This window comes from Conexibacter sp. DBS9H8, from assembly GCF_023330685.1.
Classification (GTDB): Bacteria; Actinomycetota; Thermoleophilia; order Solirubrobacterales; family Solirubrobacteraceae; genus Palsa-465.
The window spans coordinates 1,901,272-1,927,416 of the sequence record NZ_CP097128.1; the positions used below are offsets into that span (position 1 = coordinate 1,901,272).

27 protein-coding genes and 1 riboswitch are annotated in these 26,145 nt (G+C 71.7%); of the genes, 12 read left to right on the plus strand and 15 right to left on the minus strand.

Going from position 1 to position 26,145, the window contains the following annotated elements; translation table 11 throughout:
- Window positions 1–6: 6 nt before the first annotated feature.
- Together M3M55_RS09005 and M3M55_RS09010 are read right to left on the minus strand one after the other, a co-directional pair.
- A complete protein-coding gene (locus M3M55_RS09005; RefSeq protein WP_249009171.1) occupies window positions 7–1,431 on the minus strand; it encodes a wax ester/triacylglycerol synthase family O-acyltransferase in 1,425 nt (474 codons plus the stop codon).
- Between the two features lie 65 nt (window positions 1,432–1,496).
- Window positions 1,497–2,195 carry a dihydrofolate reductase family protein gene (locus M3M55_RS09010; protein WP_249009172.1) on the minus strand — a complete coding sequence of 233 codons (699 nt, stop codon included), beginning with the start codon at window positions 2,193–2,195 and terminating at the stop codon, window positions 1,497–1,499.
- Between the two features lie 47 nt (window positions 2,196–2,242).
- Here M3M55_RS09010 and M3M55_RS09015 point away from each other — a divergent pair, with 47 nt between their 5' ends.
- Together M3M55_RS09015 and glpX are read left to right on the plus strand one after the other, a co-directional pair.
- Window positions 2,243–2,704 carry a hypothetical protein gene (locus M3M55_RS09015; protein WP_249009173.1) on the plus strand — a complete coding sequence of 154 codons (462 nt, stop codon included), beginning with the start codon at window positions 2,243–2,245 and terminating at the stop codon, window positions 2,702–2,704.
- Window positions 2,701–3,711 carry a class II fructose-bisphosphatase gene (gene glpX / locus M3M55_RS09020; RefSeq protein ID WP_249009174.1) on the plus strand — a complete coding sequence of 337 codons (1,011 nt, stop codon included), beginning with the start codon at window positions 2,701–2,703 and terminating at the stop codon, window positions 3,709–3,711. The genes M3M55_RS09015 and glpX overlap by 4 nt, the downstream gene beginning before the upstream one ends.
- Window positions 3,712–3,722: 11 nt before the next feature.
- Here glpX and M3M55_RS09025 read toward each other — a convergent pair whose 3' ends face one another.
- Entirely contained in the window at window positions 3,723–4,469 is a 747-nt protein-coding gene (locus M3M55_RS09025) for a hypothetical protein (RefSeq protein ID WP_249009175.1), read from the minus strand.
- A 25-nt stretch (window positions 4,470–4,494) separates the two neighbouring features.
- Window positions 4,495–5,319 (minus strand): septal ring lytic transglycosylase RlpA family protein, encoded by an 825-nt coding sequence (locus tag M3M55_RS09030; RefSeq protein ID WP_249009176.1) that lies wholly within the window; start codon window positions 5,317–5,319, stop codon window positions 4,495–4,497.
- Window positions 5,320–5,336: 17 nt separating this feature from the next.
- Window positions 5,337–5,496, minus strand: a riboswitch (cyclic di-AMP (ydaO/yuaA leader).
- Window positions 5,497–5,751: 255 nt separating this feature from the next.
- Between M3M55_RS09030 and M3M55_RS09035 the strand changes: the two genes are divergently transcribed.
- The 5 genes from M3M55_RS09035 to M3M55_RS09055 all read left to right on the plus strand — a co-directional run bounded on the left by M3M55_RS09035 (window position 5,752) and on the right by M3M55_RS09055 (window position 10,511).
- Entirely contained in the window at window positions 5,752–6,855 is a 1,104-nt protein-coding gene (locus M3M55_RS09035; RefSeq protein ID WP_249009177.1) for an RNA polymerase sigma factor RpoD/SigA, read from the plus strand.
- A 6-nt stretch (window positions 6,856–6,861) separates the two neighbouring features.
- On the plus strand, window positions 6,862–8,148 hold the full coding sequence (locus tag M3M55_RS09040; protein WP_249009178.1) for a type IV pilus twitching motility protein PilT: 1,287 nt from the start codon (window positions 6,862–6,864) through the stop codon (window positions 8,146–8,148).
- Window positions 8,149–8,270: 122 nt separating this feature from the next.
- On the plus strand, window positions 8,271–8,615 hold the full coding sequence (locus M3M55_RS09045; RefSeq protein WP_249009179.1) for a helix-turn-helix domain-containing protein: 345 nt from the start codon (window positions 8,271–8,273) through the stop codon (window positions 8,613–8,615).
- 43 nt (window positions 8,616–8,658) lie between these two features.
- Window positions 8,659–9,915, plus strand: coding sequence for a hypothetical protein (locus M3M55_RS09050; RefSeq protein ID WP_249009180.1), 1,257 nt, complete (start codon window positions 8,659–8,661; stop codon window positions 9,913–9,915).
- A gap of 8 nt (window positions 9,916–9,923) precedes the next feature.
- The gene (locus M3M55_RS09055; protein WP_249009181.1) at window positions 9,924–10,511 is read left to right on the plus strand and encodes a hypothetical protein; all 588 of its coding nucleotides are present in this window, start codon (window positions 9,924–9,926) and stop codon (window positions 10,509–10,511) included.
- Here the strand turns inward: M3M55_RS09055 and M3M55_RS09060 are convergent.
- From M3M55_RS09060 to moaD, 3 genes are read right to left on the minus strand one after another with little or no spacing between them, the layout of a single operon-like run.
- Window positions 10,430–10,951, minus strand: coding sequence for a molybdenum cofactor biosynthesis protein B (locus M3M55_RS09060; RefSeq protein WP_249009182.1), 522 nt, complete (start codon window positions 10,949–10,951; stop codon window positions 10,430–10,432). The genes M3M55_RS09055 and M3M55_RS09060 overlap by 82 nt on opposite strands.
- A gap of 1 nt (window position 10,952) precedes the next feature.
- Entirely contained in the window at window positions 10,953–11,438 is a 486-nt protein-coding gene (gene moaC, locus M3M55_RS09065) for a cyclic pyranopterin monophosphate synthase MoaC (protein WP_249009183.1), read from the minus strand.
- Window positions 11,435–12,118, minus strand: a complete 684-nt coding sequence (moaD, locus tag M3M55_RS09070; RefSeq protein ID WP_249009184.1) for a molybdopterin converting factor subunit 1 — start codon at window positions 12,116–12,118, stop codon at window positions 11,435–11,437. The genes moaC and moaD overlap by 4 nt, the downstream gene beginning before the upstream one ends.
- Window positions 12,119–12,143: 25 nt before the next feature.
- Here moaD and moaA point away from each other — a divergent pair, with 25 nt between their 5' ends.
- Window positions 12,144–13,145 carry a GTP 3',8-cyclase MoaA gene (gene moaA, locus M3M55_RS09075; RefSeq protein WP_249009185.1) on the plus strand — a complete coding sequence of 334 codons (1,002 nt, stop codon included), beginning with the start codon at window positions 12,144–12,146 and terminating at the stop codon, window positions 13,143–13,145.
- 54 nt (window positions 13,146–13,199) lie between these two features.
- Here the strand turns inward: moaA and M3M55_RS09080 are convergent, their stop codons facing one another.
- The 6 genes from M3M55_RS09080 to M3M55_RS09105 all read right to left on the minus strand — a co-directional run bounded on the left by M3M55_RS09080 (window position 13,200) and on the right by M3M55_RS09105 (window position 19,993).
- Window positions 13,200–13,589, minus strand: coding sequence for a molybdopterin-binding protein (locus M3M55_RS09080; RefSeq protein ID WP_249009186.1), 390 nt, complete (start codon window positions 13,587–13,589; stop codon window positions 13,200–13,202).
- Window positions 13,586–14,791 carry a gephyrin-like molybdotransferase Glp gene (gene glp, locus M3M55_RS09085; RefSeq protein WP_249009187.1) on the minus strand — a complete coding sequence of 402 codons (1,206 nt, stop codon included), beginning with the start codon at window positions 14,789–14,791 and terminating at the stop codon, window positions 13,586–13,588. The genes M3M55_RS09080 and glp overlap by 4 nt, the downstream gene beginning before the upstream one ends.
- Window positions 14,792–14,843: 52 nt before the next feature.
- Window positions 14,844–16,802 carry an ATP-binding cassette domain-containing protein gene (locus M3M55_RS09090; RefSeq protein WP_249009188.1) on the minus strand — a complete coding sequence of 653 codons (1,959 nt, stop codon included), beginning with the start codon at window positions 16,800–16,802 and terminating at the stop codon, window positions 14,844–14,846.
- Window positions 16,799–17,806, minus strand: a complete 1,008-nt coding sequence (locus tag M3M55_RS09095) for an extracellular solute-binding protein (protein WP_249009189.1) — start codon at window positions 17,804–17,806, stop codon at window positions 16,799–16,801. Before M3M55_RS09095 ends, M3M55_RS09090 begins: the two co-directional genes overlap by 4 nt.
- An 87-nt stretch (window positions 17,807–17,893) precedes the next feature.
- A complete protein-coding gene (locus tag M3M55_RS09100; RefSeq protein ID WP_249009190.1) occupies window positions 17,894–19,087 on the minus strand; it encodes an ArsA-related P-loop ATPase in 1,194 nt (397 codons plus the stop codon).
- Window positions 19,088–19,993 (minus strand): ArsA family ATPase, encoded by a 906-nt coding sequence (locus M3M55_RS09105; protein ID WP_249009191.1) that lies wholly within the window; start codon window positions 19,991–19,993, stop codon window positions 19,088–19,090.
- Between M3M55_RS09105 and M3M55_RS09110 the strand changes: the two genes are divergently transcribed.
- Both M3M55_RS09110 and ftsZ read left to right on the plus strand, forming a co-directional pair.
- Window positions 19,973–20,848, plus strand: a complete 876-nt coding sequence (locus tag M3M55_RS09110; protein ID WP_249009192.1) for a ParA family protein — start codon at window positions 19,973–19,975, stop codon at window positions 20,846–20,848. The two genes, M3M55_RS09105 and M3M55_RS09110, sit on opposite strands and share 21 nt — an antisense overlap.
- Before the next feature lie 415 nt (window positions 20,849–21,263).
- Entirely contained in the window at window positions 21,264–22,394 is a 1,131-nt protein-coding gene (gene ftsZ / locus M3M55_RS09115; RefSeq protein WP_371878758.1) for a cell division protein FtsZ, read from the plus strand.
- 14 nt (window positions 22,395–22,408) lie between these two features.
- Here ftsZ and M3M55_RS09120 read toward each other — a convergent pair whose 3' ends face one another.
- Both M3M55_RS09120 and M3M55_RS09125 read right to left on the minus strand, forming a co-directional pair.
- Window positions 22,409–23,041 (minus strand): LON peptidase substrate-binding domain-containing protein, encoded by a 633-nt coding sequence (locus M3M55_RS09120; RefSeq protein WP_249009194.1) that lies wholly within the window; start codon window positions 23,039–23,041, stop codon window positions 22,409–22,411.
- 13 nt (window positions 23,042–23,054) lie between these two features.
- Window positions 23,055–23,981 carry a class I SAM-dependent methyltransferase gene (locus tag M3M55_RS09125; RefSeq protein ID WP_249012410.1) on the minus strand — a complete coding sequence of 309 codons (927 nt, stop codon included), beginning with the start codon at window positions 23,979–23,981 and terminating at the stop codon, window positions 23,055–23,057.
- A 30-nt stretch (window positions 23,982–24,011) separates the two neighbouring features.
- On the opposite strand from M3M55_RS09125, the gene M3M55_RS09130 reads away from it, so the two are divergent.
- Entirely contained in the window at window positions 24,012–24,782 is a 771-nt protein-coding gene (locus tag M3M55_RS09130; RefSeq protein ID WP_249009195.1) for a bifunctional 2-polyprenyl-6-hydroxyphenol methylase/3-demethylubiquinol 3-O-methyltransferase UbiG, read from the plus strand.
- Window positions 24,783–24,785: 3 nt separating this feature from the next.
- On the plus strand, window positions 24,786–26,141 hold the full coding sequence (locus M3M55_RS09135) for a 1,4-alpha-glucan branching protein domain-containing protein (protein ID WP_249009196.1): 1,356 nt from the start codon (window positions 24,786–24,788) through the stop codon (window positions 26,139–26,141).
- Window positions 26,142–26,145 lie beyond the last annotated feature (4 nt).

Here is a 26,145-nt window from a genome sequence, read left to right on the forward strand (position 1 = left end):
GACGCCTCAGGCCGCGACGGCAGCGGTGAGACCGTCGAGTTCGGCGGTGAGGCCGGCGGCGGCGACGGCGAGCCCCGGCGTGAGGTCACGGTCGGCCAGCAGCCCGAAGCAGACATCCCCGTCGTAGCTGAGGATGCCGACCGTGAGCCCCTGGTTCGCCGGGTTGAGGGGCACGATCGGGTAGATGTCGGTGGTCCGCACCCCGGCGAGGTAGAAGGGCTGCTGGGGCCCGGGCAGGTTGGAGACGACGACGTTGAAGGCGCGCACCGAGCCCATCGCGCGGGCGAGCATGCCCGAGATGAGCGGCGGTGCGACACCGGAGGCTCCGACCATCAGCGCGCCCGCGCGCACGGCCGCTGACTCCTTCAGCAGCCGAGTCTGCGCGGCGATCGTGGCGATGCGCCGGCCGAGATCGGGCTCGCTGACCGGGAGGTCGACGAACACGGTCGAGATCTGATTGCCCATATCCCCCGCCCGGGGGTCGCTCCGGACGCTCACCGGCACGAGCGCGACCGGTGGACGGCCGCTGAGCGGTTCGGCTCCAGCACCATCGACGGCGGCGAGGTAGCGGGCGAGCATCCCGGTCACGACCGCGAGCAGCGTGTCGTTGACCGTTCCCCCACAGTTGCGGCTCACCGTCTTCACGGTGGCGAGATCGACCTGGGCGCTTGCGTAACGACGGTTCGGGGAGATCGGACGGTTGAGCGGGGTCATCGGCGCCTGGGGACGCTGGCGGGCGAGTTCGATGGCGACTTCGGTCGCGCGGCGCATGTCCCGGGCGACCCCGCGGGCATCCGCGGCGGCCCGCCGCGGGTCGGGATCGAGGGCACGCAGCGCGCCGTCGAGGACGGGCCGGGCGGCGAGGGCCATCGGCGTCGTGACGAGCCTGGCGACGTGGCGCCGCAGATCGTAGGGTTGGGGCTCCCAGGTCCCCTCCGGAGGCGGGATCTCGAGGGGCGTGGCGGACGGGTCGAGGACGAGGGCAGCGAGGCCGATGGCCGCCATTCCGTCGACGAGCGCATGGTGGGCCTTGAGCAGGAGCGCGAGCCGGTCCTCCCCGACGCCCTCGAGCAGCGTCATCTCCCACAGCGGCCGGGTACGGTCGAGCCGGTGGGAGAACTCGCGGCCCACGAAGGCGCCGAGCTCGGCCGGGCCGCCGGGCCGGGGCAGGCTCGCCTGCCGAACGTGCCAGTCGAGGTCGAAGCTGGCATCGTCGACCCAGACCGGGTTGGCGATGCCCATGATCGGCTCCTCGAGCCGTTGGCGCAGGCGGGGAATGAGATGAATCCGCTCGGCGATCCGGGCCCGCACCATCGCGAGCGTGAGCGCCGCCCCCGCCTCGAACACGAGCAGACCGCCGACCGCCATGTTCACGGCCCCGCGCTCGGCGGCGAGTGAGGATCGGTCGGCTGGGGAGAGGGCCTCGCTCATCAGGGCCGTACCCTACGCGCTTGAGCGGCCGCGGATGCCGTTACGCCCGCGTCGGCGGGGAGCCGTCACGCGTCCGTCCGGAGGTAGCGGAGAAACAGGGTGCCCTCCCGCTCGAGCACGGTCACGAGAGACATATCGATGAGCTCGGCGGCCGGGGCTCCCTCGGTGAGTGACGGGCCGCTGTCGCCTCCGGCGAGCTTCGGGCCGAGGCTGAGGAACAACTCATCCACAAGGCCGGCGCGCAGGAGCGACCCGAACAGCCGTGGCCCGCCCTCACAGAGCAGTCGCCGGACCTGGTGGCCGGAGTGGAGGGTGCCGAGCACGTGCTCGAGATCGGTTCCCGGCTCGACCGTGACCGTCGCGGGGACGTGATCGAGTTGACGGACGGCGTCGGTGAAGAGGATCACCTCTCCGGCCGGGTCGCAGAACAGCGGGATCTCGGTCGGCAGCCGCCCGGAACGGCTCACGGTCACGATCGGCCGGTCAGCCGGCCGGTAGTTCTCGATGCCGAGCGTGCTCGGGCCGGCGAGGATCGCGTCGACGGACGCCCGCAGGGCGTGGAAGAGAGCGCGGTCACCGACGTCTGACAGCGGTGCCGAGCGCCCGGCGAACGTCGCCTGGCCATCGAGGCTCAAGACGAAGTTGACCACCACCCACGGCCGCTGCGCCGGGGCGACGGTCCGGTCGGCGACCTCGCCCAGGAACGCGTCGGCACTGACGTCGGAGCCGGCGGGAAGCAGACGGTGAAAGCTGACTTCGGCCACGAGAACCGGAACCGTAGCGGGCCGGGATCGATTAGGCTCACCCGCAGATGAGCACGCGAGCGCTGGACCGGGGAGAGGTGATCGCCGCCGTCGGCGGGATCCTCCTCGGCCTCTCCCTCTTCCTCGGCTGGTACACCCTCGCCAACCGCTACGCGATCCTCGCCGTCTGCCACGGACCGGGGGTCAGCTGCAGCGGCTGGAACGCCCTCGAATACATCCGCTTCCTGCTGATCATTGCCGCCGTCGCGCCGCTCGTGCTGATCTGGGTGATCCTCCGTGGCCGCGCGCTCACCTGGCCGCGGGGGGAGTTGACCGCCGTCGTCGCCCTCTGTGCGCTGACCCTGATCGTCTTCCGTGGCATCATCGACAAGCCGGGTTACCCGCGGGGTGAGATCGGTGTGGGGGTCGGATGGTTCGTCGCGCTCGCCGGCGGGCTCCTGATCTTCCTCGGAGCGATCACCCGGACGCATGAGAGCAACGTGCGCCGCAAGCCACCAGGAGTCCTATGAGCACCACTGATCCCGTCGTCCGTCCCGACCGTAACCTCGCGCTGGAGCTTGTGCGCGTCACTGAGGCGGCGGCGCTCGCTGCCGCCGGCCTGATCGGCCGCGGTGACAAGGAGGCCGCTGACCAGGCGGCGGTGGACGCGATGCGCCACGTGCTCGACGGCGTCCGGATGGACGGTGTCGTCGTCATCGGTGAGGGCGAGAAGGACGAGGCTCCGATGCTCTACAACGGCGAGAGCATCGGTGACGGGTCCAAGCCGGAGGTCGACATCGCCGTCGATCCGCTCGAGGGGACGCGCCTCACCGCCCTCGGCATGCCGAGTGCGATCACGGTGATCGCCCTCGCCGAGCGCGGAGCCATGTTCGACCCGGGCCCGTGCGTGTACATGGAGAAGCTCGCCGGCGGCCCGGAGATCGCCGACCTGCTCGACCTCGAGCGCCCGATCGCCGAGACGCTGCAGCTCGTCGCCCAACGCAAGGGCGTCGGGATCCGGGACGTGATGGTCGTCTGCCTCGATCGGCCCCGACACGAGGAACGCATCGCGGAGATCCGCGCCGCCGGTGCCCGCGTCCGCCTGATCCTCGACGGGGACGTCGCCGCCTCTCTGCTCGCGGTCACCGAGGGGAACCGGGTCGATTTGCTGTGGGGGATCGGCGGGACCCCCGAGGGCGTCATCTCGGCGGCAGCGATCAAATGTCTCGGCGGGGAGATCCTCGGGCGCCTGTGGCCGCGCGACGAGGAGGAACGCTCGGCCGCCGCGGCAGCGGGCTACGACCTCGACCAGATCCTCACCTCCGGCGACCTCGTCAAGGGCGACGACGTCTTCTTCTCCGCCACCGGGGTCACCGACGGGGACGTCCTTCAGGGTGTCCGCTACCTGCCGGGCGGGGTGGCGAGCACCGAGAGCCTCGTGATGCGCACCCGGTCGGGCACCGTTCGCCGCGTCCATTCACGCCACAACCGGGCCAAGCTCGCCGACCTGATCGGCAACGTCGAGCGGTTCGGCTGAGCTGACGCGGCTCAGGCCGGGTGGGCCGGGTCCGCGTCGATGCCGCCGACGAGGAGGCGGCCGATCTTCGACTCGTGCAACTCGAGGCTGGCGAGGCTGCGCAGAAACGCGTTGGTGACGAGTACGTGGACGAATGCCTGAGTGGACTGGTAGACGAGGTCGCCCAGTGAGGAGGCGATCGACGGGTAGAAGTTCGTCACCTCGACTTCGATGGTCAGCTCGGGATCGCGGGCGTCCGCTTCCGGCTCCGGTCCATCGGGACCGGAGCCGGCCGGCTCGCGGGTGACCTCCAGGGCGAGTCCGCCCTCCCCGCGTCCGCGGCGGGCCACGAGCAGCCCGTCCTTGATCTGCCAGCCGATCCGGGCCCGGCGGGAGGACACCACGAACGTCGGAGGGTCAAACCGCAACAGGGTGAGCGCGCGGATCCCGAACAGGGCGACGCGGCGGTCGTCGGGGCTGTAGAGCACCTGGACGATCCCGAGCGTCACTCGCGTCAGGAACCGCCAGTAGGTCGCCCCGAGGTTCTCGAGGTTCCGGGCCGTCCAGAGCCGGTCGAGGTCGCGCTGGGGCATCGCCAGGCGAGCCGACTGGACCGACCGGACCGCCCCGTTGTCACCGATCACGGTGGACCGTCGCGGGGAGACGATCGTGGCCCTGCCGGGAAGCTCGCGGGGACGGCTGGCGACGAGCCACAGGACACCGGCGCAGGCGGGCAGAGCGAGCGCCAGTGCCCGGCGAGTGCGGGGGAAGGGGGCCATGGTCGGTCCCAATTATGCGGCTGGGCTAGAGAACCGCCGCGCCGACGGTCTCGGTCTCGGTGTCGTTGAGCGCACGGGCGGTCGCCATCGTCAGATCGAGGCTCGCTCCATGGCTGTAGGGGCCCCGGTCGATCACCGGAACCGTGATCGACCGCCCGCGGAAGGCGATCACGATCCTGGTGCCGCAGGCGAGTGTGCGTGAGGCGACCCCGAGGGTGTTCGGCGCCAGCGTCTGGCCACAGGCGGTGCGGTGGCCGTAGAAGCCCGGTCCGTAGATGGTGGCGACGGCCGGCCGATAGACGGTGACCGCCAGGTCGGGGGAGGCGCCGCCATTCTCCGCCGCCGTGACGCTGCCGGGAGAGCCGATGATGGCGGCCCGCACCGCAAGCGCCCCGCTCCGGGAGGCCCGCCACGCGGCCCGGAAGTGACCGCCCGGTCCCGTTGCCGTCTCGGTGACCGTCTGCCAGGGACCCTGCGGCGCCCGTACCTGCATGGCGACGGTGCTCGCCGCCGCTCCTGCCCAGGTGCCGGTGAGGATGACGGCGTGGTGTAGGGCCGCCGCTGAGACCGTGCTCACGCGGAAGCCGCCGCCGGCGGCTGACTCGGGCCGACGCAGCGGAGCGGTCGCGGGCGGCGTCCCGGTCGCTGCGGCACTCCCGGAGCCGGCTTGGGTGGATCCCGACGGTTCCGCCCCGCCGCTGAGACCGGCTCCGCCGCTTGACCCGCCCGCTCCCGCTCCGGTTGTCGCCGCGAGCGCGCCCGTGGCGGGCCCGGAAACGAGCAGGAGAGCAGCGGCGAGGCCGGCGCGCAGCGCGCGGCCAGGACGGTGGCAGGGTCGGGTGATCGTCACGGGTGGGCGCATGAAGTTGTGTGGCACGGAGGGCCTACGAGGTGAGCTGACGGGCTCGCGCGTGTGCGCTACAAGGTGACGGCCACCTCGATTCGCCCCTGCGGAGGCAGCGTGACCTCCGCGTTGGTTCCCCCGTCGTCGCTCCGTGGACGGGGCGACGTTCGGCGTTATGTGCAGTTGCGCAGCTTAGCTCACGGCGCGGCCATCGGGCTCGCTGCCGACTTTTTCGTCGTTTCCTGAAACGGTTGGGCCTGACCGCGGTAGTACATCCTGAGCGTCACGGAGGCCGTTGTCCGGAGCACCGTCGGGCACCTGCCTAGAATCGATGGGAATGTGTGAGTCGGCGGCGTGCGGCCACGGAAACGCACGTGGCCCCTCCCGGGTGTCGCCGGCCGAGCCGGCAAGCGGGCAACACGAGGAAAAAGGGAACCGATGTCAGTAGCGGATCTGCAGGAACTCGAGGAGATCAAGGGACTGGTCAACCGCGGCCAGCAGCAGGGCGTCCTCACCTTCACCGAGATCAGCACCGCGATCTCGGAACTCGACCTCGATGAGATCGACGTTGAGGAGTTGCACGGTTATCTCGAGCGTGCGGAGATCGAGCTCGTCGAAGATGTCGATCCGGCCCAGGCCGAAGCCGACGTCGAGCGCGCTCCGGACAAGCGGGGCGGTCGCAGGAAGGCCAAGGCGGCCCTCGACCTCAAGCCCGACATGACGACGGACTCGCTCCAGTTGTTCCTCAAGGACATCGGCAAGGTCCGGCTCCTCACCGCCCAGGAGGAGGTCGATCTCGCCAAGCGGATCGAGCGCGGCGACCTCGACGCGAAGCAGAAGATGGTCGAGTCCAACCTCCGGCTCGTCGTCTCGATCGCCAAGAACTATCGCAACCAGGGACTCCCGTTTCTCGACCTGATCCAGGAGGGGACCCTCGGGCTCGTCCGCGCCGCGGAGAAGTTCGACTACCGCAAGGGGTTCAAGTTCTCGACGTACGCGACCTGGTGGATCCGCCAGGCGATCGCCCGGGCGCTCGCGGACAAGGCGCGGACGATCCGGATTCCCGTCCACGTCGTTGAGAAGCTCAACAAGATCGGCCGGGCCGAACGCAAGCTCGTGACCGAGCTGGGCCGGGAGCCGACGGCGGAGGAGATCGCTGAGGTCACCGGAATCGAGCCGGACGAGGTCGAGTCGATCAAGCGCTCCGCCCAGGCGCCCGTTTCGCTCGAGAAGCCGGTCGGGGACGAGGAGGAGTCCGAGTTCGGTCAGTTCATCGCGGACGAGCGCGCCGAATCCCCCTATGACCGGGCGGCGGAGATCCTCACCAAGGAGGCGTTGCGGGAGGCGCTGGAGAACCTCTCCTACCGTGAGCGGCGCGTGCTCGAACTCCGCTACGGCCTCGGTGGTGAGCATCCGCGTACCCTGGACGAGGTCGGCCGCACCTTTAATGTGACCCGCGAACGGATCCGCCAGATCGAGAACCAGTCGCTGAAGAAGCTGCAGTCCCTCGCGGAGGCGCAGAAGCTCCGCGACGTCGCCTGATTCCCCGTGGCGGGCCCGCCCGGGCCCGCCGTCGCCTCCTGCGCGGGCATCGGACGGGCGTCCGGCCCTCCACCGGGGACGCTCAGCCTCTCCGGGGCTGCTGCCGATAACGGATCGGAGATGTTCGACCTCCACTCAGCACTCCAGCAGCTCGTCCGGGCCGGCGGCTCGGACCTCCACCTCAAGGTTCCCTCGCGTCCGCTCGGTCGGGTCCACGGGGAGCTCGCCCCGCTCGGGGACTTCGGACCGCTCGTCCCTGAGGACACCGTCCGGACGCTTGCGCAGATGCTTCGCGACCCGGCTAAGACCGCCGAGTTCGAGGCCGACGGTGAGGTCGACTTCGCCTACGCGATCGACGGTCTCGCCCGCTTCCGGGTCAATGCCTTCCGTCAGCGCGGGTCGATCTCGATCGTCGCCCGGGTCATCCCGTTCACCGTCAAGTCGGTCGCTGAACTCGGGCTGCCTGAGGTGATCACCGAGATCGCCGAGGAGGAGCGGGGCCTGATCCTGCTCACCGGAACGACCGGATCGGGCAAGTCGACGACGCTCGCGGCGATGCTCGACCACATCAACCGGACCCGCAGCCGCCACATCGTCACGATCGAGGATCCGATCGAGTATCTCCACTCCGACCGGAGCTCGATCATCAACCAGCGTGAGGTCGGGATGGACACGGCGAGCTTCTCGCGGGCGATGCGGCGGGTCCTGCGCCAAGACCCGGACGTGATCCTGATCGGTGAGATGCGGGACGAGGAGACGGTCCGGGCCGCCCTGTCGGCGGCCGAGACCGGCCACCTCGTGATGTCGACCGTGCACACCCTCGACGCGCCCGAGTCGGTCAACCGCATCCTCGATTTCTTCCCGCCGCATGAGCAGAACCATGCGCGGGCGATGCTCGCCGGGACCCTGCGCGGGGTTGTCTCCCAGCGGCTCGTCCGCACGCCGGACGGCAACGGCCGCGTGTGCGTCTGTGAGATCCTCCGGTTGACCGGACGGGCCCGCGACATGATCCTCGATCCCGCCCAGACCGGCCGGCTCCAGGAGGTGATCGCCGAGGGGGCCTACTACGGGATGCAGACCTTCGACCAGGCGCTCTTCGGGCACTACCAGGCTGGCCGGATCAGCTTCGCCGACGCGCTCCAGGTCGCCTCGAGCCCGCACGACTTCAAGCTCCTGGTGGCCGCCGAGGGGAGGCGCGGGACGACGATGGATGATCTCGCCGACGCGCGTGAGGGCGCGGCCGTGCACGCCGGCATGGTGTCGGTCGCGGCGCCGTCGGGCCTTGGCGGCTGATCGAGGCGGGAGGCGAGCGGCCCGAACCGCTCCGAGCGCGTGAGCGCGTCGGCGCGTCGGCCCGTCGTACCTGGCTCACCCTACGCTTTACTTCCTGAAGTGACCGCTAGACTTGAGCGAAGATGCCGTCTGATTCGCCCTGTCCGGTCTGTCGCACCGCAGAGATCGTCTGTGGCAAGTGGACGCTGCTGTTGGTCAAGGCGCTCGCGGAGGGGCAGTCGCGTTTCTGTGAGCTCGAGCGGGCGCTTGAGGGCATCTCCCCGCGGACGCTGTCGCTGCGCCTGCGGGCGCTCGAGGAAGAGGGGATCGTTGTCCGTGAGACGTTCGCTGAGGTGCCTCCGCGGGTCGAGTACGCGCTCACCGACAAGGGTCTCGCCCTCGTTCCGCTGATCGAGAACATGCGCAGCTACGGTCGCCGCTGGCTGTTTGAGCCGTGTCCGGGCGTGGAGGCCGTCGCCGCGGCCTGACCGCGAAGCAGGATCCCCGCCGCCGGCGGCGAAACAGCGCGGGGTGAAGAACGCGACGCTTCAGGCCCAGCTCGAGGCCTTCACCCACGACGCCGCCCTCCGGCTCACCCGCGCGATCCGGGAGGGTGCCGAGCTCCCCTTTGAGGTTGCCGAGGCCGGCGAGCGCGGGGTATCCCTCTACTGTTACCGACCGCTGACGGCCGAGTTCATCCGGGCGCGGCTGGGACTGCTCGCGGCCCTGGACAGCTATCCCCCGGCGGCCAGGGCGCTTGAGTTCTCCTACGGTCTGGAGGCCTATCTGCGCGCACGTGGAGAGGCGCGGATTCCCGAGCATCCGCGCGACCGGGCGGACGCTGCCCTGCGCTGCTTCCTCGCCGAGGTGTTCGCTGAGCGCAGCGAGTTCGCGGTGGACCCGGTCCGCTTCACCCGCGCCTACGCAGAGCTCGAGCGCTGCCTCTATGAGGGGATGTGTGTGACCGAGGTCGTCGCCCCCCTGCACGGGCTTGCGCTCGCGGAGGGCACAGATGAGCTTGCCCTCAGCACCGGCCTGACGCTCATCCGCCAGCAGTTGCTGGGCGACCCCCCGGCCGGGCTGCTCGACGGCCTCTCATCCGGGGGTCTGCTCGTGCTCGCCCGGATCCCCCAGGAACGCTCGGCCCCGCCGCCGCTTGCGGACGCCCGCGGCCGGTTCCGGCGCCTGCTCACCGCGCTCCGCCTCTATGACCGGGGTGGTTTCGGGGTCGGCCCGATCGGCTTCTCCCGGGTCGACGGCGGGGTCTGGACGCCGGCGGCGATTGGCCCGGTCGGGCGGCTCGGGCCGATCATCTCCGTCGACCCCGGCCAGGAGGACGAGCTGCGCGGGTTCGTCAACCTGATCGGCCGTCGGCTCGAGGGGACAGCCGGAGAGGTGCGCTGGGCGCTCGCGCGCTTCGAGTTCGGCGCCGACCGGCGCGACCCCTACGAGTGCCTGACCGATCACCTGCTTGCGCTGCGGGCGCTGCTCGAGCCCGAGGGCACCGCCTCCGGTCGTCTCGCCCAGCGCTTGGCGGTCATCTGCGCGCCGCCTGAAGGTCGCGCCGAACTGGCCGCCCGGGCGGCCCGTGCGATCTCCCTCGAGCAGTACGTCGTCTGTGGTGAGGCGGAGGGGCGCTGGCGTGACGCCGGCGGGCCCGAGGCGCTCATCGATGAGGTCGGCGACCATCTCCGCGCGATCCTCCGGGACGTCCTCTGCGGGCATCTCGACGTTGACGTGCGCGGGCTCGCCGACGAGCTGCTGGCTGAAGCGGCCGCTGAGGTCTGAGGGCGGGGGTGCCCTTTCACGTCGAGCTGCGGGACGGTCGAGAGATCGTGCGGGCCTTCAACCTCGGGGCCGAGGAGGTCCGCGCCCGGTTCCTCGAACCGCTGCGGACCGGCGCGATCTTCACCCTCCAGGACAAGGAGTTCGAGCCACGCACGGCCCGGTTGACGGTGATCGAGGGTGAGCGCCTCGCCCCGGGTCAGCTCGCTCTCGGGCAGGGGTGGACGAACGCCGTCAAGCGCGGCCGGGACGTCACCGGGACCTTTCTCAGTGCGTCCGTGCCGCCGCCCGCCCCGGCCGCCCTCGCCGTCTCCGGGCGGCTCAAGGAGCGGATTCTCGGGCGGGTCGCGGCGGGACCGATGGCCCTCGGAGACGGGCTCGCGCTCACCGGCGATCTCCTTCCCGGCCATCGGGTCTCTGATCGGCTCGCCGCCGTCGAGACCTCCGTCTGGGAGCTGCTGCACGCCGGTGAGATCACCCTCGCCGCCGCGCCGGGCTCGGAGGCTCTCGACCGGACTCAGTGGGAGGCGGTGCTGCTGGAGGCGGGCTCGTGGCTCGCCCCCGGGCCGGACTCACCGGTGATCAGCGCGACGGCGTGAGGGAGCGCCGCGGCGATCGCCGCCCCCGCCTGCTCGATGCTTCGAGGTGACCCGGGGAAGTTGACGATCAGCGTCCGGCCGCGGATGCCCGCGACCCCGCGGGAGAGCATCCAGTGGCGGGTGTGCGCGGCGGAGGCGGCCCGCATCGCCTCGGCGACGCCGGGAGCCTCCCGCTCGATCACCGCGCGCGTCGCCTCCGGGGTGACGTCCCGAGGGCTGAAGCCGGTTCCCCCGGTCGTGAGCACAAGCCCGACCGCCTCGGTGTCTGACCAGTGCCGCAACCGGGCGGCGATGACGATCTCATCATCGGTGATGAGATCCCGTCCGGCCAGCTGCGCGCCGACCGTGTCGGTGACGAACCGCGCGAGCGCATCACCACCGGTGTCCGGCCCCGCTCCGGCCGACCGTGAGGTCGAGATCGAGATGATCGCGGCCCGCACTTCAGGGCTCCCGCAGCCAGGTTCCGCTCGCGCCACCGCTCTTCTCCAGCAGCACCACATCCTCGATGCTCACTCCGCGCTCGAGCCCCTTGACCATGTCATAGAGGGTGAGCGCGGCGACGGCGGCGGCGGTCATCGCCTCCATCTCGATGCCCGTCTGCGCGGTGACGCTGGCCTCGGCGACGAACTCGACCAGCCCGGCGTCCGCGTCGACGCGGGCGGTGACGTCGACGAAGCTGAGCCCGAGCGGATGGCAGAGGGGGATCAGCTCACCGGTCCGTTTGGCCGCCTGGATGCCGGCGATGCGGGCGACCGTGAGCGCCTCGGCCTTGGGGGTGTCGTTGGCGGCGACGGCGGCGGCCGTCAGCGGGGACATCCGGACGCGGGCACGGGCGACCGCCCGCCGCTCGGTGACCGCCTTGGGGGAGACGTCGACCATCCGGGCGCGGCCGTCGGCGTCGAGGTGGGTGAGCGCTCGCTCGGTCATGTCGGCAACGTTCCGTCCGGACGGACTCGGGCACCGTCGGCGTCGACCTCGACCTTCCAGATCGGTACCTCGGCCTTGATCCGGTCGAGCGCCTCACGGGCGCCGGCGAACGCCTCACCGCGGTGGGGGGCCGACACGGCGATGGTGATGCTCGCCTCAGAGGCGCGGACCGCGCCGACACGGTGCTCGGCGGCGATCGCGCAGAGGCCGTGGCGGGCGCGGCAGTCGGTGAGGATCGCCCACATGCGCTCGATCGCCATCTCCCCGTAGGCCTCGTAGTCGAGCACGGGAATGTCCCGCGGCAGCCCCTGGAAGGAGATGACCGCGCCGGCGTGCTCATCGGCGACGAACTGCAGCAGCGGCCCGAGATCGAGCCGCTGGGCGGTGATGGCGACGTGAACGCCGTCCCCGACCCGGGTCAGCTCCGTGAGGTTCTCCCCGCCGCTCACGGGTGGGATCACCGCGACCTCGTCCTCGGGGCCGATCCGGGTCGCCGGATCGGCGTACTCGCGGTTGACCGCGATCCGCGCCGCCCCCTGGGCAAGGGCCTCCAATCCGGGCCGCTGCGCGAGCGCTCGGAGGGCGTCGGCGACGGTCGCCCCGGCCGGCAGGTCGAGCTCGAGCGAGTCGGTTCCCGCCCGTTCCCGCAGGATCGCAAACAGCCGTACTTTGATCGTCACGGGAACTGATCCTACCCTTAGGGTGATGGTCGATCGTCTCCAGCGCCCCGTGCGCGACCTGCGGATCTCGGTGACGGATCGCTGCAACTTCCGCTGCCGCTACTGCATGCCCCAGGAGGTGTTCGGTCCCGGCTTTGCCTTCCTGCCCCGCGCCGAGTTGCTGAGCTTCGAGGAGATCACCCGGATCGCCCGCGCGTTCGCCCGTCACGGCGTGACGAAGCTGCGGCTCACCGGCGGCGAGCCGCTGCTGCGCCGCGACCTGCCGGACCTGATCCGGATGCTCGTGGCGATCGAGGGGATTGTCGACGTCGCGCTGACCACCAACGGTTCACTGCTCGCCGCCCGTGCCGCCGAGCTCGCCGCAGCCGGCCTGCACCGCGTCAGCGTCAGCCTCGATGCCCTCGACGATCCGACGTTCGCGGCGATGAACGGCGTGTCGGTGAAGGTCGCTCGCGTCCTCGCCGGGATCGACGCCGCCGCAGCCGCCGGCCTCGCCCCGGTCAAGGTCAACATGGTCGTCCAGCGTGGCGTCAACGAGCACGCGCTCCTGCCGATGGCCGCCTGCTTCCGCGAGCGCGGCCACACGCTCCGCTTCATCGAGTACATGGACGTTGGCTCGACGAACGCATGGCAGCTCGAGGAGGTCGTACCCGCCGCCGAGATCCGCGACCGCATCCACGCCCGCTGGCCGCTGGAGCCCGTCGACGCGGCCTACCCGGGGGAGGTCGCCGCCCGGTACCGCTATCGCGACGGCGCGGGTGAGATCGGCCTGATCACCTCGGTCACCCAGCCGTTCTGTGGCAGTTGCAGCCGTGCCCGGCTGTCCGCCGACGGCCGCCTGTACACCTGCCTGTTCACCGCCGTCGGCCACGATCTGCGCGGGCCGTTGCGGGCCGGCGTCGACGACGACGAGCTCGACGCGCAGATCAGCCGGATCTGGAGGGCTCGCACGGACCGCTACTCCGAGCAGCGAGCGAGCGGGCAGGGGCACCACGCGAAGGTGGAGATGTCCTACATCGGCGGGTGACCGGTCGGCGGGCGAGCCTGCCCGGACCGGTTCTCCGGACCACCGGAGCGGGCCTCAGCGGTCGATGTTGACCATCACGGAGGTCGCCTTCACGGTCGCGGTGGCGGGCAGCCCGGGCGCGAGCCCGAGCTCCTCCACGGAGTCCCGCGTGATCGCCGCCGTGACGAGGAAGTCGCCCGCCTCGATCTCGACAAGCGCCATCACGCCGTCGACCTCGACCGAGCGGATGATCCCGGGGAACCGGTTGCGGGCCGAGAACTCGGTCCCGGTGACGTGCCGGTTCGGGCGTCGGGTGAGCCGCTCGACCTCCGTCGCGGAGACGACGCGGCGGTTGCGCGCATCCCGTTCGGTGACGATCTTGCCGGTGCGATCCCAGCGTCGCAGCGTGTCGACGCTGACGCCGAGCGCCTTGGCCGCCTCTCCCAGGCTCAGCTTTTCGCTCACGGTCCGATGCTGAGGCTGAGGTAGTCGACGGTGCTGCCGGCGGGCAGGTCACCCGAGCCCGCCGGGATGCGCGCGAGGCCGTCTGCGAGCGCGGTGATCGAGATCTGATGGGACTGCTGGCCGCGGGCGGGCACGAGCCCGCCGGACGGATCGCGGATCACCCGGATCATCTCGTCCCGCTCCGGGTTGCGTGCATACGCGGTGGCGAGCGGGGCCCGGACGTAGGCGGGCCGGGGTGCGGGGGCACCCTGAAGGGCGGCGACCGCCGGCGCGACGAACAGCGCCCAGCAGACGAGGGTGGAGACCGGATTGCCCGGCAGCCCGAACACGAGCGTGCGCCCGGCCGTCCCGAAGCTGAGCGGTTTGCCGGGGCGCAACGCGACCCGCCAGAACACCTCCTCGACGCCGAGGGCGGCGCCGACTCCGCGGACGAGGTCATGGGGGCCGACCGAGACACCGCCGGAACTGATCACGACGTCATGCTCGAGGGCGCGGGTGAACGCCTCACGGTGGGCGTCGACGGTGTCGGCGGCGGCGGGCACCACCGTGACGACGGCGCCGGCGCGGCGGAGGGCGGCGGCGAGCATCGGCCCGTTGGAGTCGTAGATCTCCCCCGGCGCGAGGATCTCCCCGGCCGGGCGCAGTTCGCTGCCGGTGGCGAGGATCGCCACCCGCGGTCGCCGCCGGCAGTGCACGCGGGGATGCCCGGCGGAGATGAGAGCGGCGATCTGGGCCGGACCGATCCGCGCGCCGGCGCTCAGCAGGGGCGCTCCGGCGGAGATGTCCGATCCGCGGTGGCGAACGTTCGCGTCGGGCGCGACCGCCCGCGGCACCCGGACGGCACCCGTCTCATCGGCCGCCTCGGTCGCCTCGATCGGCACGACGGCGTCCGCGCCGTCCGGCAACGCCGCACCGGTGGAGATGGTGATCGCCGCCCCGGGGGTGAGGCTGGTCTCGGCGGGCCGGCCGGCGGCGGACTCGCCCGCGACGGCGAGCGTCCCCGGCGTATCGGCGCTGCGCAGCGCATAGCCGTCCATCGCCGAGTTGGTGAACGGGGGAAGATCGATGGCGGCGCGGAGATCCTCGGCGAGGTAGCGACCGTCCGCATCGGCGCTGGCGACCTCCTCCGCCTCGAGCGGTGCCGTCCGCTCGAGAATGAGGGCGAGCGCCCGGTCGATGTCCAGCAGGCTCCCGGGGCTCATCACACCGCAGACTAGTACACCCCGGTGGCACCGGTACCGGGCACCCCCGCGGTCATCGGACACCGGCACCGGCGGTGGTGGTGGCGGGCCCCGGGGGAGCGGACCAGACGGTCAGACCGCTGCGACGGGCGCTGACGCTGACTCGGCTGCCCCGCTCGATGGCCGGCGGGGTAGGGCGGCGCAGCCGCAGCTGCGGTCCGGCGCTGAGGGCGACGATCACCTCGACGCTGACGCCGAGGTCGATGACGTCGAGGATCGTCCCGGGCCCGAGTTCGAGGTTGAGGTCGGCCGCCGTGGCGGGCCGCCCGGCGCCCGGCTCCTCCAGGGCCGACAGCGCCAACGCCGTCGGCGCGATCCGCCACAGCAGCCGCCCGCCCGGCGTGTCTCCGCTCGGCGTCGCCCCAGCCGCCGTTGACTCGGTCGGCGTCGCCCTGGCCTGCGTCGCCTCGTCGATCTCGACGACGAGGTCGGGCGCGAGGGTCACCTCACCGGCGCCCGGGCCCCAGACGCCGGTCCCGAGGTTCTCGACTCCGAGCAGCTCTCCGATCGCCACGGTGGCGGGGTGGCGGAACACCTCCGCGCACGGGCCCGCCTGCAGGATGGCGCCGTCACCCATCACGATGATCTCGTCCGCGAGCATCGCCGCCTCCTCCGGATCATGGGTGACGATGACCGTGGACAGGTTGTGTTCGAGCTGGAGACGGCGCAGCTCGCGGCGCAGCTGGGAGCGGACGGGCGCATCGAGGGCGGAGAACGGTTCGTCGAGGAGCAGCAGGTGCGGGTCGCCGGCGAGCGCCCGGGCGAGGCTGACCCGCTGGCGCTGTCCACCCGACAGCTGTTCCGGACGCCGCTGGGCGAGCCCGGAGAGCCCGAGCGTCTCCAGCCACCAGGCCGCCCGCGCCGGGCGGGCATGGACCCCGAAGGTGAGCTGGTCCCACACGCTGTGGCCCGGGAGCAGGCCGTAACCCTGAGGGACGTACCCAAGCCGACGGGCCTCCGGCGCCGCGGCGGTCATCTCCACGCCGCCGTAGTGGACGCGGCCCGCCTGAGGGCCGAGGAGACCGGCGAGGGTGCGCAGGGTCATCGACTTGCCCGACCCGGACGGTCCGACGACGGCGAGCCGATGGGCGCTCGCCCGGTGGCTGAGCCCGAGCCGGAAGCTGCCGACCCTCGTCGCGATCGTGAACGCGACCGGCACGGCGGCCATCGTCCCCGGGGCCTCGGCGACGGGGAGGGACGGTTCTCGCCGGACCGTCCGGCGGGGACGGCGCAGCCGCCCAAGCAGGATCGCGACGACGGCGACGATGAGGGCGAGCAGTGTCGGCGCCTCCGCCTGGCTGAGCGGGGCGGAGGAGAAGATGTTCTCCGCGTACACCGGAAGGGTGTAGGGGTGGTAGGCGAGCACGACGACGGTCCCGTACTCGCCGAAGGAACGCAGCCACATCAGGATTGCGCCCGCCCGCAGTCCCTCCGAGGCGGCGGGCACCTCGACGCGGAGGAAGCGCGACAGGCGTCCATGCCCGAGGGTGGCGGCGACCTCGGCCAGGGCCGGGTCGACGGCGCGGAAGGCGCTGCGCGCGGCGACGAACAGAAACGGCGTCGACACGAACGACATCGCGATGACGACCCCGATGAAGGTCTGGGTGAGCTGCTCACCACTGTGCTGGCCCAGGAACGTGTAGGGCCCGATCACGTAGATGAGCAGGATGCCGCTGATCAACGGCGGGACGGCGAGCGGCAGTTGCACGAGCACCGCGACCGTGCCTGCCAGCATGCCGCGCCGGCGGGCGAGCAGGTAGGCGAGCGGTACCGCGGTCATGAGCCCGATCGCCAGGGAGATCGATGCCGCCTCCGTCGAGACGCGGAGGGCGGCGAACAGTCCGGGTGCGCTCCAGCCCTCGTTGTGCCCGGTCGCCGCCCGGTACAGGAACGCGCCGACCGGGAAGCCGAGGTAGAGGATGAGGAGGGCGCCGAGCAGATACAGCGCGCGCGGCGCCCGTGTCCTCGTCACTTGCCCAGCAGGCTCCCGAGCGCGGCGGGAACGCCCGATCCGGCCACGCGCGCCGGCGAGACGACCCCGAACCGGTCGGCGGTGAACGCCCGCTGTCCCGCAGGGCTGAGCAGGAAGCGGATGAACGCCTCCGCCGCCGCCGTGTGCGCAGCGCGGTTGAGCAGGGTGATCGTGTAGTACCCCCGCTCGGGGGCGCCGGTGAGGGGCACGTACGGGCTGTGCTGGGAGATCGCGTCGGCCTCATACATGAAGGCGGCGTCGAGCTGACCGTTCTCGATTCCGGCCTGCTCGGCCGTCTCCTCGTACTCCGTTGACGGGTCGGCGGCGATCCTGGCCAGGGTGGGCAGGTGGTAGCGGCGCGCCGCAGTCTTCAGGGCGGCCACAGCGAGCACGCCACCGGGGTCCTGGGTCGGGTTGGTACGCCCGAGCCGGAACCCGGGGAGGGTGACGACGGCGTACCACGGCCGCGTCCTCAGCGCCTTGGCGAACCGGCTCCTGGGGTAGTACCCGAGCACGTAGGGAGAGTAGGCGAAGGTCGCGTACCAGGACACCCAGTTGCCGTTCGCGCCACCCTCGAGGGTCGCATTGATCGACGGTGCGGCGCTGATGAACACGTCGGCGGCGTCGACCTTGTTCTTGATGTCGGCCGCAAGCGTGCCCGATCCGCCCGATGTGTCGACGAGCGTGTATCCGGTCGCCCGGTGGAAGGCGGGTCCGACCGTGTCGGTGAGAACGGTGTCGAGAGAACCGGCGGAGAGCACGACGACGTTCCCGCTGTGGGTGGCGCTTGCGTTTCCGGCCGCCGCGCCGCCGCTGGCTGCGGTCCCCGTTGCGGTGGCCGCCGGCGGCGCCGTCGACGTCGCGACCGCGTGGCTCGTGGCGCTCGCCGACGCGCCACAGCCGGCGAGGGCGAGGACCGCCGCGGTTCCGGCCAGGACCGCGGTGCTGCGGCGTCGCCGCTGAGTCCCCGCCCGGCGATCTGCATAGGTGTTAGTGGGGTGCATCGCCGGTAAACTAACCGTTCTGCCCCCATTCTGCATCGGTAGATCTGTTTCGCAGGGGTATCCGTGGCGCCGGGCTGCGGGCGTCGTTCAGGCGGTCAGCGTCGCGATCAGCGCCGCCCGCTCGGCCTCGGACCCGAACAGGTAGGCGTGGATGCGGGCGAGGCCGGAGACGTCGGTGATCTCGGCATCGAACTGGGGGACGGCGAGCAGCGGAACCTCGCCGAGGCGGGTCCGGAGGCGGTCCAGTTCCGCGTCGTCACGGACGGCGAGGGCGTGGTACGCCGCCATCGTCTCGGCGACCCGGACGGCAAGGTCGGTGTCGCCCCCGAGGGCGGCGGTGAGGGCGGCCTCGAGATCCCCGAGGGGGGTCGGGCCGACGAGATCGTGGTGGAAGCGGTTGACGATCACGCCGCTGAAGGGGAGCTGGCGACGTTCGAGCGACTCGGCGAACCAGACCGCCTCGTCGATCGAGCCGGCCTGGGCGGAGGCGATCAACAGGAACGCGGTCTCCGGGGAGCGCAGCAGCGCCTCCACCGCTCGGGCCCGGTGGCCGAAGGTCTCGGCCATCGGACCGAGGAGCCCGAGGAAGGTGGTGATGTCGGAGACGAGGTCAAGCCCGGTGATCCGCTTGAGGCCGCTCAGCAACGGCGCGGCGCCGACCCCGAGCAGCCGCACGCCGAGTCCGGTCGGGCGCGCGAGCGCCTGCAGGGCGCGGCCATCGAGGAATCCGGTGAGCCGCTGGGGTGCCTCGAGGAAGTCGAGCGCGTTCCGGGCCGGGGGGGTGTCGAGCACGAGCAGGTCGAACCGGTCCGACTGGGCGAGCTCATACAGCTTGGAGACCGCGGTGAACTCCTGGGAGCCGGCGACCGCCGAGGAGAGCTGCCGGTAGATGCCGTTTGCCTTGATCGCGGCGGCCCGCTCGACGGTTGGTGCGGCGGCGTCGATCAGGTCGTCGAAGGTCTGCTTCGGGTCGAGCATCATCGCCCACAGTTCACCGGCGGCCGGCTCGACGTCCGCCGCGGTCCCCGGCGGGTCTCCGGTGCCCGGGGTGAGCCCGGTCCGCCAGCGGGCGACGTCGACCCGGCGTGGCTCGTTGGAGAGCTCATTCAGCCCGAGGGCGGTGGCGAGCCGGCGCGCCGGGTCGATCGTGATCACGCATACGCGCAGGCCCCGGGCCGCCATGCCGAGGCCGATCACCGCCGAGGTCGTCGTCTTGCCGACCCCTCCGGAGCCGGCGCAGACGCAGATCCGCCGTCCGGCGAGCAGCTCGGGCACGTTCATCTACAACCCTTTCACGAGCGCGTGGGCGACCGCCGGTGCGAGGCCCTCCGGATCGTCGCTGAGCGCCGGAACCCGCACAAGGCGATCCCCGAAGCGCGCGGTGAGGGCGTCGGCGTGCTCGCGCTGGGCCTCGGCCCGCGCCCGGGCCGATCGGGCGGCACTGAGGGCTCCGGCCACGGCGTCACCCGGGCGGATCGGACTGCGGGCGGCGAGCGCGGCGGCGATCTGCTCGTCCTCCTCTGCGCTGAAGCGAGCGGCCCGGTGCTGGTTGAGGACAACGGCGTCGAGCTGGAGGCCGTCGTCGGCGAGCGTGTCGGCGAGTGAGAGGGTCTCCCGGACCGGCATCTCCTCGGCGACCGTCACCGCGACGACGGCGGTGAAGTCCGGTTCGGCGATCGTCGTGGCGATTGCCGCCGCGTGGGCGGCGATCGGGCCGACGCGGGCGGTATCGGCGAACACCCGCGGTGTCCGCAACGCGGCGACGCCGTGCCCGGTCGCCGGCGCGTCGACGACGACGAGGTCGTAGGCGTCGCCATCTCGGGTACGCCGCTCGAGCTGGGCCAGCTCCCAGATCTTGCCCATCCCGAGCAGCTCGCGCAGGCCGGGGGTCGCCATCGCCAGCGTGGCGAACAGTCGCGAGTGGGCGAGCACGCTTCCGACGGCGCCCCCCTTGATCCGCAGGTACTCCTCCATCGCCGCCTGCGGGTCGACGGCGATGAAGAACAGGTTCTCGTCGAGCTCGATCTCCGCGATCCCCCCCTCGGGGCAGGTCGGCGTCAGCTCGGCGATGATCACCCGGCGTCCCTGCTGGGCGCCGAGGAGCCCGAGTCCGCGGGCGATCGTGGTCTTACCGACCCCGCCCTTGCCGGTGACGAAGATGAGGCGATGATCGAGCAGCGCGGGCACGGCGAACCGACGATAGTTGAAGGAATCGGCCCCGCGCCTGCGAATAGGAGCGCCAGTGATGTCGCCAGCTTCTGCACGCTCCCGGAGGGCACCCTCGTGAACAAGGTGATCGCGTTCGCCAACCAGAAGGGTGGCGTCGCCAAAACGACGACGACGCTCAACCTCGCCGCCGCTTTCTCAGAGGAGGGCCACCGCGTCCTCTGCTGCGACATGGATCCCCAGGGCAACCTCACCATGTCCCAGGGCATCGACCCGGACACCCTGGAGAAGTCGATGTACGACGTCCTCGTCCACAAGACCCCGATTCGCGAGGTGATCGCCAAGCGGGAGGTGGACGTCGCCTGCGCCTCGATCGACCTGGCCGGGGCCGAGATCGCCATGTCCACGATGATCGGCCGCGAACGCTCCCTGCAGCGCGCGCTCCGCGACGTCGAGGAGGACTACGACTTCGTCTTCATCGACACGCCGCCGAGCCTCGGTCTGCTCACGATCAACGCCCTGACCGCCGCCTCGAGGGTGATCGTCCCCGTCCAGTGCGAGTATCTGTCGATGCGCGGCCTGATCCAGCTACAGAACACGCTCGCGATGATCCGCGAGAACCTCAACCCGGACGTGGAGATCGAGGGCATCCTCCCGACGATGGTCGACACCCGCACCCTGCACGCCAAGGAGGCGATCGAGCTGCTCGAGGAGAACTTCGGTGAGCGGGTGTTCGCCTCACGGATCCGCCGCACCGTGCGGTTCGCCGAGGCGCCGGTGAAGGGTATGTCTGTCCTCAAGTACGATCCCGACGGCATGGCGGCGCACAGCTACCGACAGCTCGCCAAGGAGGTCCTGTCCGATGTCCAACGCTAAGCGGGCGAGCATGCGCGAGGGACCGCTCTCCCAGCTGTTCCGCAAGACCGCCGATGATGCGGGTGAGGCCGAGGGCCAGCCCGCGCTGCCGGGAACCGAGGTGCCGCGAGCCCTGTCCGCGGGGCCTCAGGCCCCCGCCCCGCCCGGGGCCGAGACCCGTCCGCTGCCCCACCCGGCCCTCGTCGAATCCGCGACCGTTGAGTCGACGTTCGCCCGGCCGGCGGTGCCGACCCCCCAGGAGCGCCTCCGCCACGCCTTCTCCTCCGAGCTGCCCGACGACCTGATGGCGGGTCCGGGACGCCCGACGCCCGCGGCGCCGGCCGCTGCCGTCCCGCCCGCCCGGGTGACGCCACCCGCGCCGGCGGCACCGGCCGCCGTGGCGGCTCCCGCCCACGACCCCTACGCCCACCACGGCATGACCGAGCACTTCTCGGCGCCGCGCCCGGTCGGCAGCCCGGTGCTCCGGGTCGTCGGGGTCGGCGGTGCCGGCGTCAACGCCGTCAACCGGATGATCGAGGCGCAGGTGCACGGGGTCGAGTTCATCGCGATCAACACCGACCTGCAGTCCCTGCAGCAGTCCGCCGCCGACCAGACGCTGCATATCGGCGACTCGATCACCCGCGGGCTGGGCTCGGGTGCCAACCCCGAACTGGGCCGTCAGGCCGCGCGCGAGGACTATGACCGGATCAAGGCGATCCTGCGCGGCTCGGACATGGTCTTCGTCGCCGCCGGGGCCGGTGGCGGCACCGGGACCGGTGCCGCCCCGATCGTCGCTCAGATCGCCCGTGAACTCGGGGCGCTCACCGTCGGCATCGTCACCCGCCCGTTCCAGTTCGAGGGCAGTCGCCGGCGCGACCAGGCCGAGGCGGGGATCGAGGCGCTCGCCGCCGAGGTCGACACCCTCATCGTCGTTCCGAACAACCGGCTCCTGTCCGTGCTCGACCGGCGCACCTCCATGGTCGAGGCCTTCCGTGTCGCCGATGACGTCCTCCGTCAGGGGGTGCAGGGGATCTCCGATCTCGTCACCCTGCCCGGGCTGATCAACCTCGACTTCGCGGACGTCCGCACGGTGATGACCGATGCCGGCAACGCCCTGCTCGGCATCGGCATGGGAACCGGCGAGGAGCGCGCGATCCAGGCGGCCCAGGCGGCGGTCTCCAGTCCGCTGCTGGAGACGAGCATGGAGGGTGCCCGCAGCATCCTGCTCTCGATCACCGGCGGCAGCGACATCTCCCTGTGGGAGGTCAACGAGGCGGCCAAGACCGTCGCGGAGGCCGCGCACCCGGACGCGAACATCATCTTCGGCGCGATGGTCGATGAGAGTCTCGGTGACGATCAGGTGTGGGTGACCGTCGTCGCCACCCGCTACGGCGAGCCGCGACCCCGGGCGATCGACCGTCCGCTCGAGCGGGCCTCAGAGCGGGTGTCCGCCGCCCGCGAGCGGGCGGCCGAACGGCCTGACCGGATCCGCCTCAGCGACCGGCGGGAGCGGCCCCGCAGCTCCGGCCAGGAGCTCGAGATCCCCGAGTTCATGCCGCGCCGCTAGCGGCGCGGCCGCTTTCAGCCGAAGCGGACCTTGCCGTTGGAACGGGCCCGGGTCTGAGCGAGGTCGATGAAGTCGAGCCGCTTGATCGCGGCCCGGAACAGGCGCAGGGCGAGGTTGAGCCGGCGGTTCTCCGACCGCAACTCGAGCAGGCCCTGCTTGGCCTCGAGCCCGAACTCGACGGTCGCGACCATCGCGTAGGCGCTCATCGCCGCGAGTTCGCCCGCCTCCAGCTCACGGCCGGTCGCCCGCTCCACGAGCTCGCGGTAGGCTGAGCGCGCCTCCGCGGCGAGGGCGAGATCGGGTGTCTCGGGCGTGTCGGTAAGGACGGCCACCACCCCCGAGGGGTAGGGGAGGTGGCTCTGGCGTTCGATCACCTCGATCGGCTCGACGCCCCGGGCGAGGATGTTCATGCGACCGTCCGGGAGCTGTTCGAGCACCTCCTCGACCCGGCAGGCACAGCCGACGCGGTGCAGTTCGTCCTCGGCGAGCCAGACGATCCCGAACGGGCGATCCTCGGCGACGCAGAGCCCGATCATCGTCTTGTACCGCTCCTCGAAGATGTGCAGCGGGACCGCCTCGGCGGGGACGGTCACGAGCCCGAGCGGGAACAGCGGAAACTCAGGTTCGACGCGCCCAGAGGTGGTCATCGCGCGCGGGAGCTCATGCGTCGGGGCGCTGGGCACTGAGCAGCAGGTTGTAGAACAGCCACGGCGGTAACCGCGGCTCGAGGGCGACCCGATCGACGCGCTGCAGCGCGAGGTATCCGTGGAAGGCATACTGGCGCCAGAGCATCGGCACCTGAGCCGGGTCGGCGTGGGTCTCCAGCACCCGGTTGAACCACCCGAACCAGTTGGCGAGCAGCTCCTCTCCGCGCACGGTCACCGCCGAGAACCCCGCCCGGCGCGCCATCCGCGAGAGGTCCTGGGGCATGAAGGCGTGGATGTCGACGAACGCCTCGAGGCTGTGGTCGTGCACGTGGTCGGGATCGGGGTCACTCTGGGGGGGTGGCGGTGGCGCGCCGACCGCCCGGCGCCAGATCGGCCCGAGCACGCCGGCGGTCCGCTTGGGAACCTGTGCGATCCGATCGCCGACCCGGGAGGGCTCGCCGGCGAACAGGATCCGCCCGCCCGGTCGCAGCACCCGGTGAAACTCGCTGAAGGAACGGTGCAGATCGGGGAGGTGGTGGAGGACCGCATGCCCGAGAACGAGGTCGAAGGAGGCGTCGGCGAAGGGGAGCGACTCCGCGTCCGCCCGGGTCGCCGAGACCGCGCCGAGACCGAGGCGGCCGGCGTTGGCGTTGAGGACCTCGACCATGCCGGGGGAGATGTCGGTGCAGACGAGCTCGTCGATCACGCCCGCCTGCTTGAGGTTGAGGCTGAAGTAGCCGGTCCCGGCTCCGATCTCCAGCGCCCGCCCGAACCCCTGGCTCAGCACCGCCGGCGTGAACACCTTGGCGACCTTGCTGACCACCTGGCGCTGGCCGACCTCACCGAAATCGATGCCCCATTTGGCGTCATATCCGGCGGCGGCGACGTCGTGGTAGCGGGTGTTGACATCACGGATCTCGTCGGGGGAGAGGACTGTCATCACCGCCGCACATTACCCTGTCGCCTGGCCATGAGCGCGCCCACGATCTACCTCCAGGAGAACCAGTCGGCCGGCGTTCCGCCGCTGTCGCTCACCGGCGAGCGGACGCTGCCCGACGTCCCGGCGGAGAACTACTGGTACCGGCGCCACCTTGCCGTCTACGCGTGGATCGCCCGTCGCGTCGGCGGCCAGCGGGTCCTCGACATGGCCTGCGGGGAGGGGTACGGATCGAGCGTGCTCGCCGGGACCGCGGCGAGCGTCGTCGGGGTCGACGCCAACCCCGAGGCTCACGAGCACGCCCGGTTGCGCTATCGCGCCGCGTCGCTGCGCTTCGAGCGCGGGCTCGTGGAGACCTACGGTCGCCCCGGCAGCTTCGACGCCGTCGTGTTCTTACAGACGATCGAGCACGTGCAGGATCCCGCCGCCGTGCTCGGCCACTTCCGGCGCCTGCTCGCGCCCGGCGGGGTCGCCTACATCTCCACCCCGAACCTGCTCACCCTCGCCCCCGCCGGTGCGGAAAAGTCCGACAACCCGTGGCACATCAAGGAGTACCGGGCCGACGAGTTCGCCGAGCTGTGCCGGGGGGTGTTCGCCTCCGTCGAGCTGCTCGGCCTCTTCCACGCCCGCAAGCTCGCCGTGCACGAGCGGGCCCTCGCCCTCGGCTGGGACCGGATCCATCCCCGGCTCGGTCTCACCAAGCCCTTCTACGACCGGTTCACCCCGGCGATCGCCGCCACCGACTTCCGCCTCGCGCCCGGGCGCCTCGATCACGCGCTCGACTTTCTCGCGATCTGTCGCTGAACCATGCCGGCCCGAACCTCTCAGTCCGCGGGGGTGCTCGCGATCGTCCTGCACACCCACATGCCCTACGTCGAGGGGTTCGGAACCTGGCCGTTCGGGGAGGAGTGGCTGTGGGAGGCGATCGCCACAAGCTACCTGCCGCTGCTGGAGGTCCTCGACCCGCGGGTCACCCTGTCCCTCACTCCCGTCCTCGCCGATCAGCTCGAGGCGGCGGGCGCGATCGGGCGCGCCCAGCGGTTCCTCGACGAGACCCGCGAGGCCTCCCACGCTCTCGATCTCGAGCACTACGCCGAGGAGCCGGCTGCGCTCCGCGCCCTCGAGCGCTCGCGCGATGACTACCGCACCGCCTCCGTCCGGCTCGCGTCCCTCACCGCCGAGGGCGGACTGCTCGGTGCCCTCGCCGGCCGTTCGGCGTGGACGAGCAGCGCGACCCACGCGATCCTCCCGTTGCTCGCTCTCGACGACAGCGTCACCCTCCAGCTCGAGCTCGGCGTCGGCGCCCACCGCCGCCGCAGCGGGGACTGGGACGGTGGGTTCTGGCTGCCCGAGTGCGCCTATGCGCCGTGGCTCAACGGACATCTCGAGTCCGCCGGCGTGCACCACTGCTGTGTGCAGTGGCCGGGCGTCGACCCCGGCCGTCCGCTCGCCACCGCCGAGGGGCCGTGGCTGTGGCCGGTCGACCGCACGATCATCGATCTCGTCTGGGGAGAGACCGGATACCCGAGCGCGCCCGAGTACCGGGCGCGGGGCCGGCTCACCCCGCGCCACCATCGGATCTGGGCCAACGACGGCACCGTCTATGACCCCGACCGGGCCGCCGCCGCAGCCGCCCGCGACGGCGTCCGCTTCGTCGCCGCCGTCTGCGCGCGCGTGGCCGAGGGCGGAATCTGCACCCTCGCCCTCGACACCGAGCTGCTCGGTCACTGGTGGTGTGAGGGTCCGCAGTGGCTGGCGGCCGTGCTCGCCGAGGCCGACCGCGTCGGCCTCGGGATCCTCCGCCCCGAGCAGATCGACGTGGCGCCCGGGCGCGCCCCGGAACCGTCGGCGGTCCCCGCCGTCTCCTGGGGGGAGGGCGGTGACCTTCGCACCTGGTCAAGCGGCCCGGCGGCGGACCTGGCTTTCCGGCTCAGGTCCGCCGAGCTGCGCGCCTTCGCCGCGCCGGGGCGACCCTCTCCACGGGCGCTGCGGGAGCTGCTCGCCGCCCAGGCCTCGGACTGGACGTTCCTCGCCTACCGCGGCTGGGCGGGCGACTATCCGCGCGAGCGCCTCCACGGGCACCTGCGCGGCCTCGCCGACGCGCTCACGGGCCGGCTCACCGAGCCCGCCCTCGCGAACCTCGCCCCAGACCTCGACCGCTGAGCGG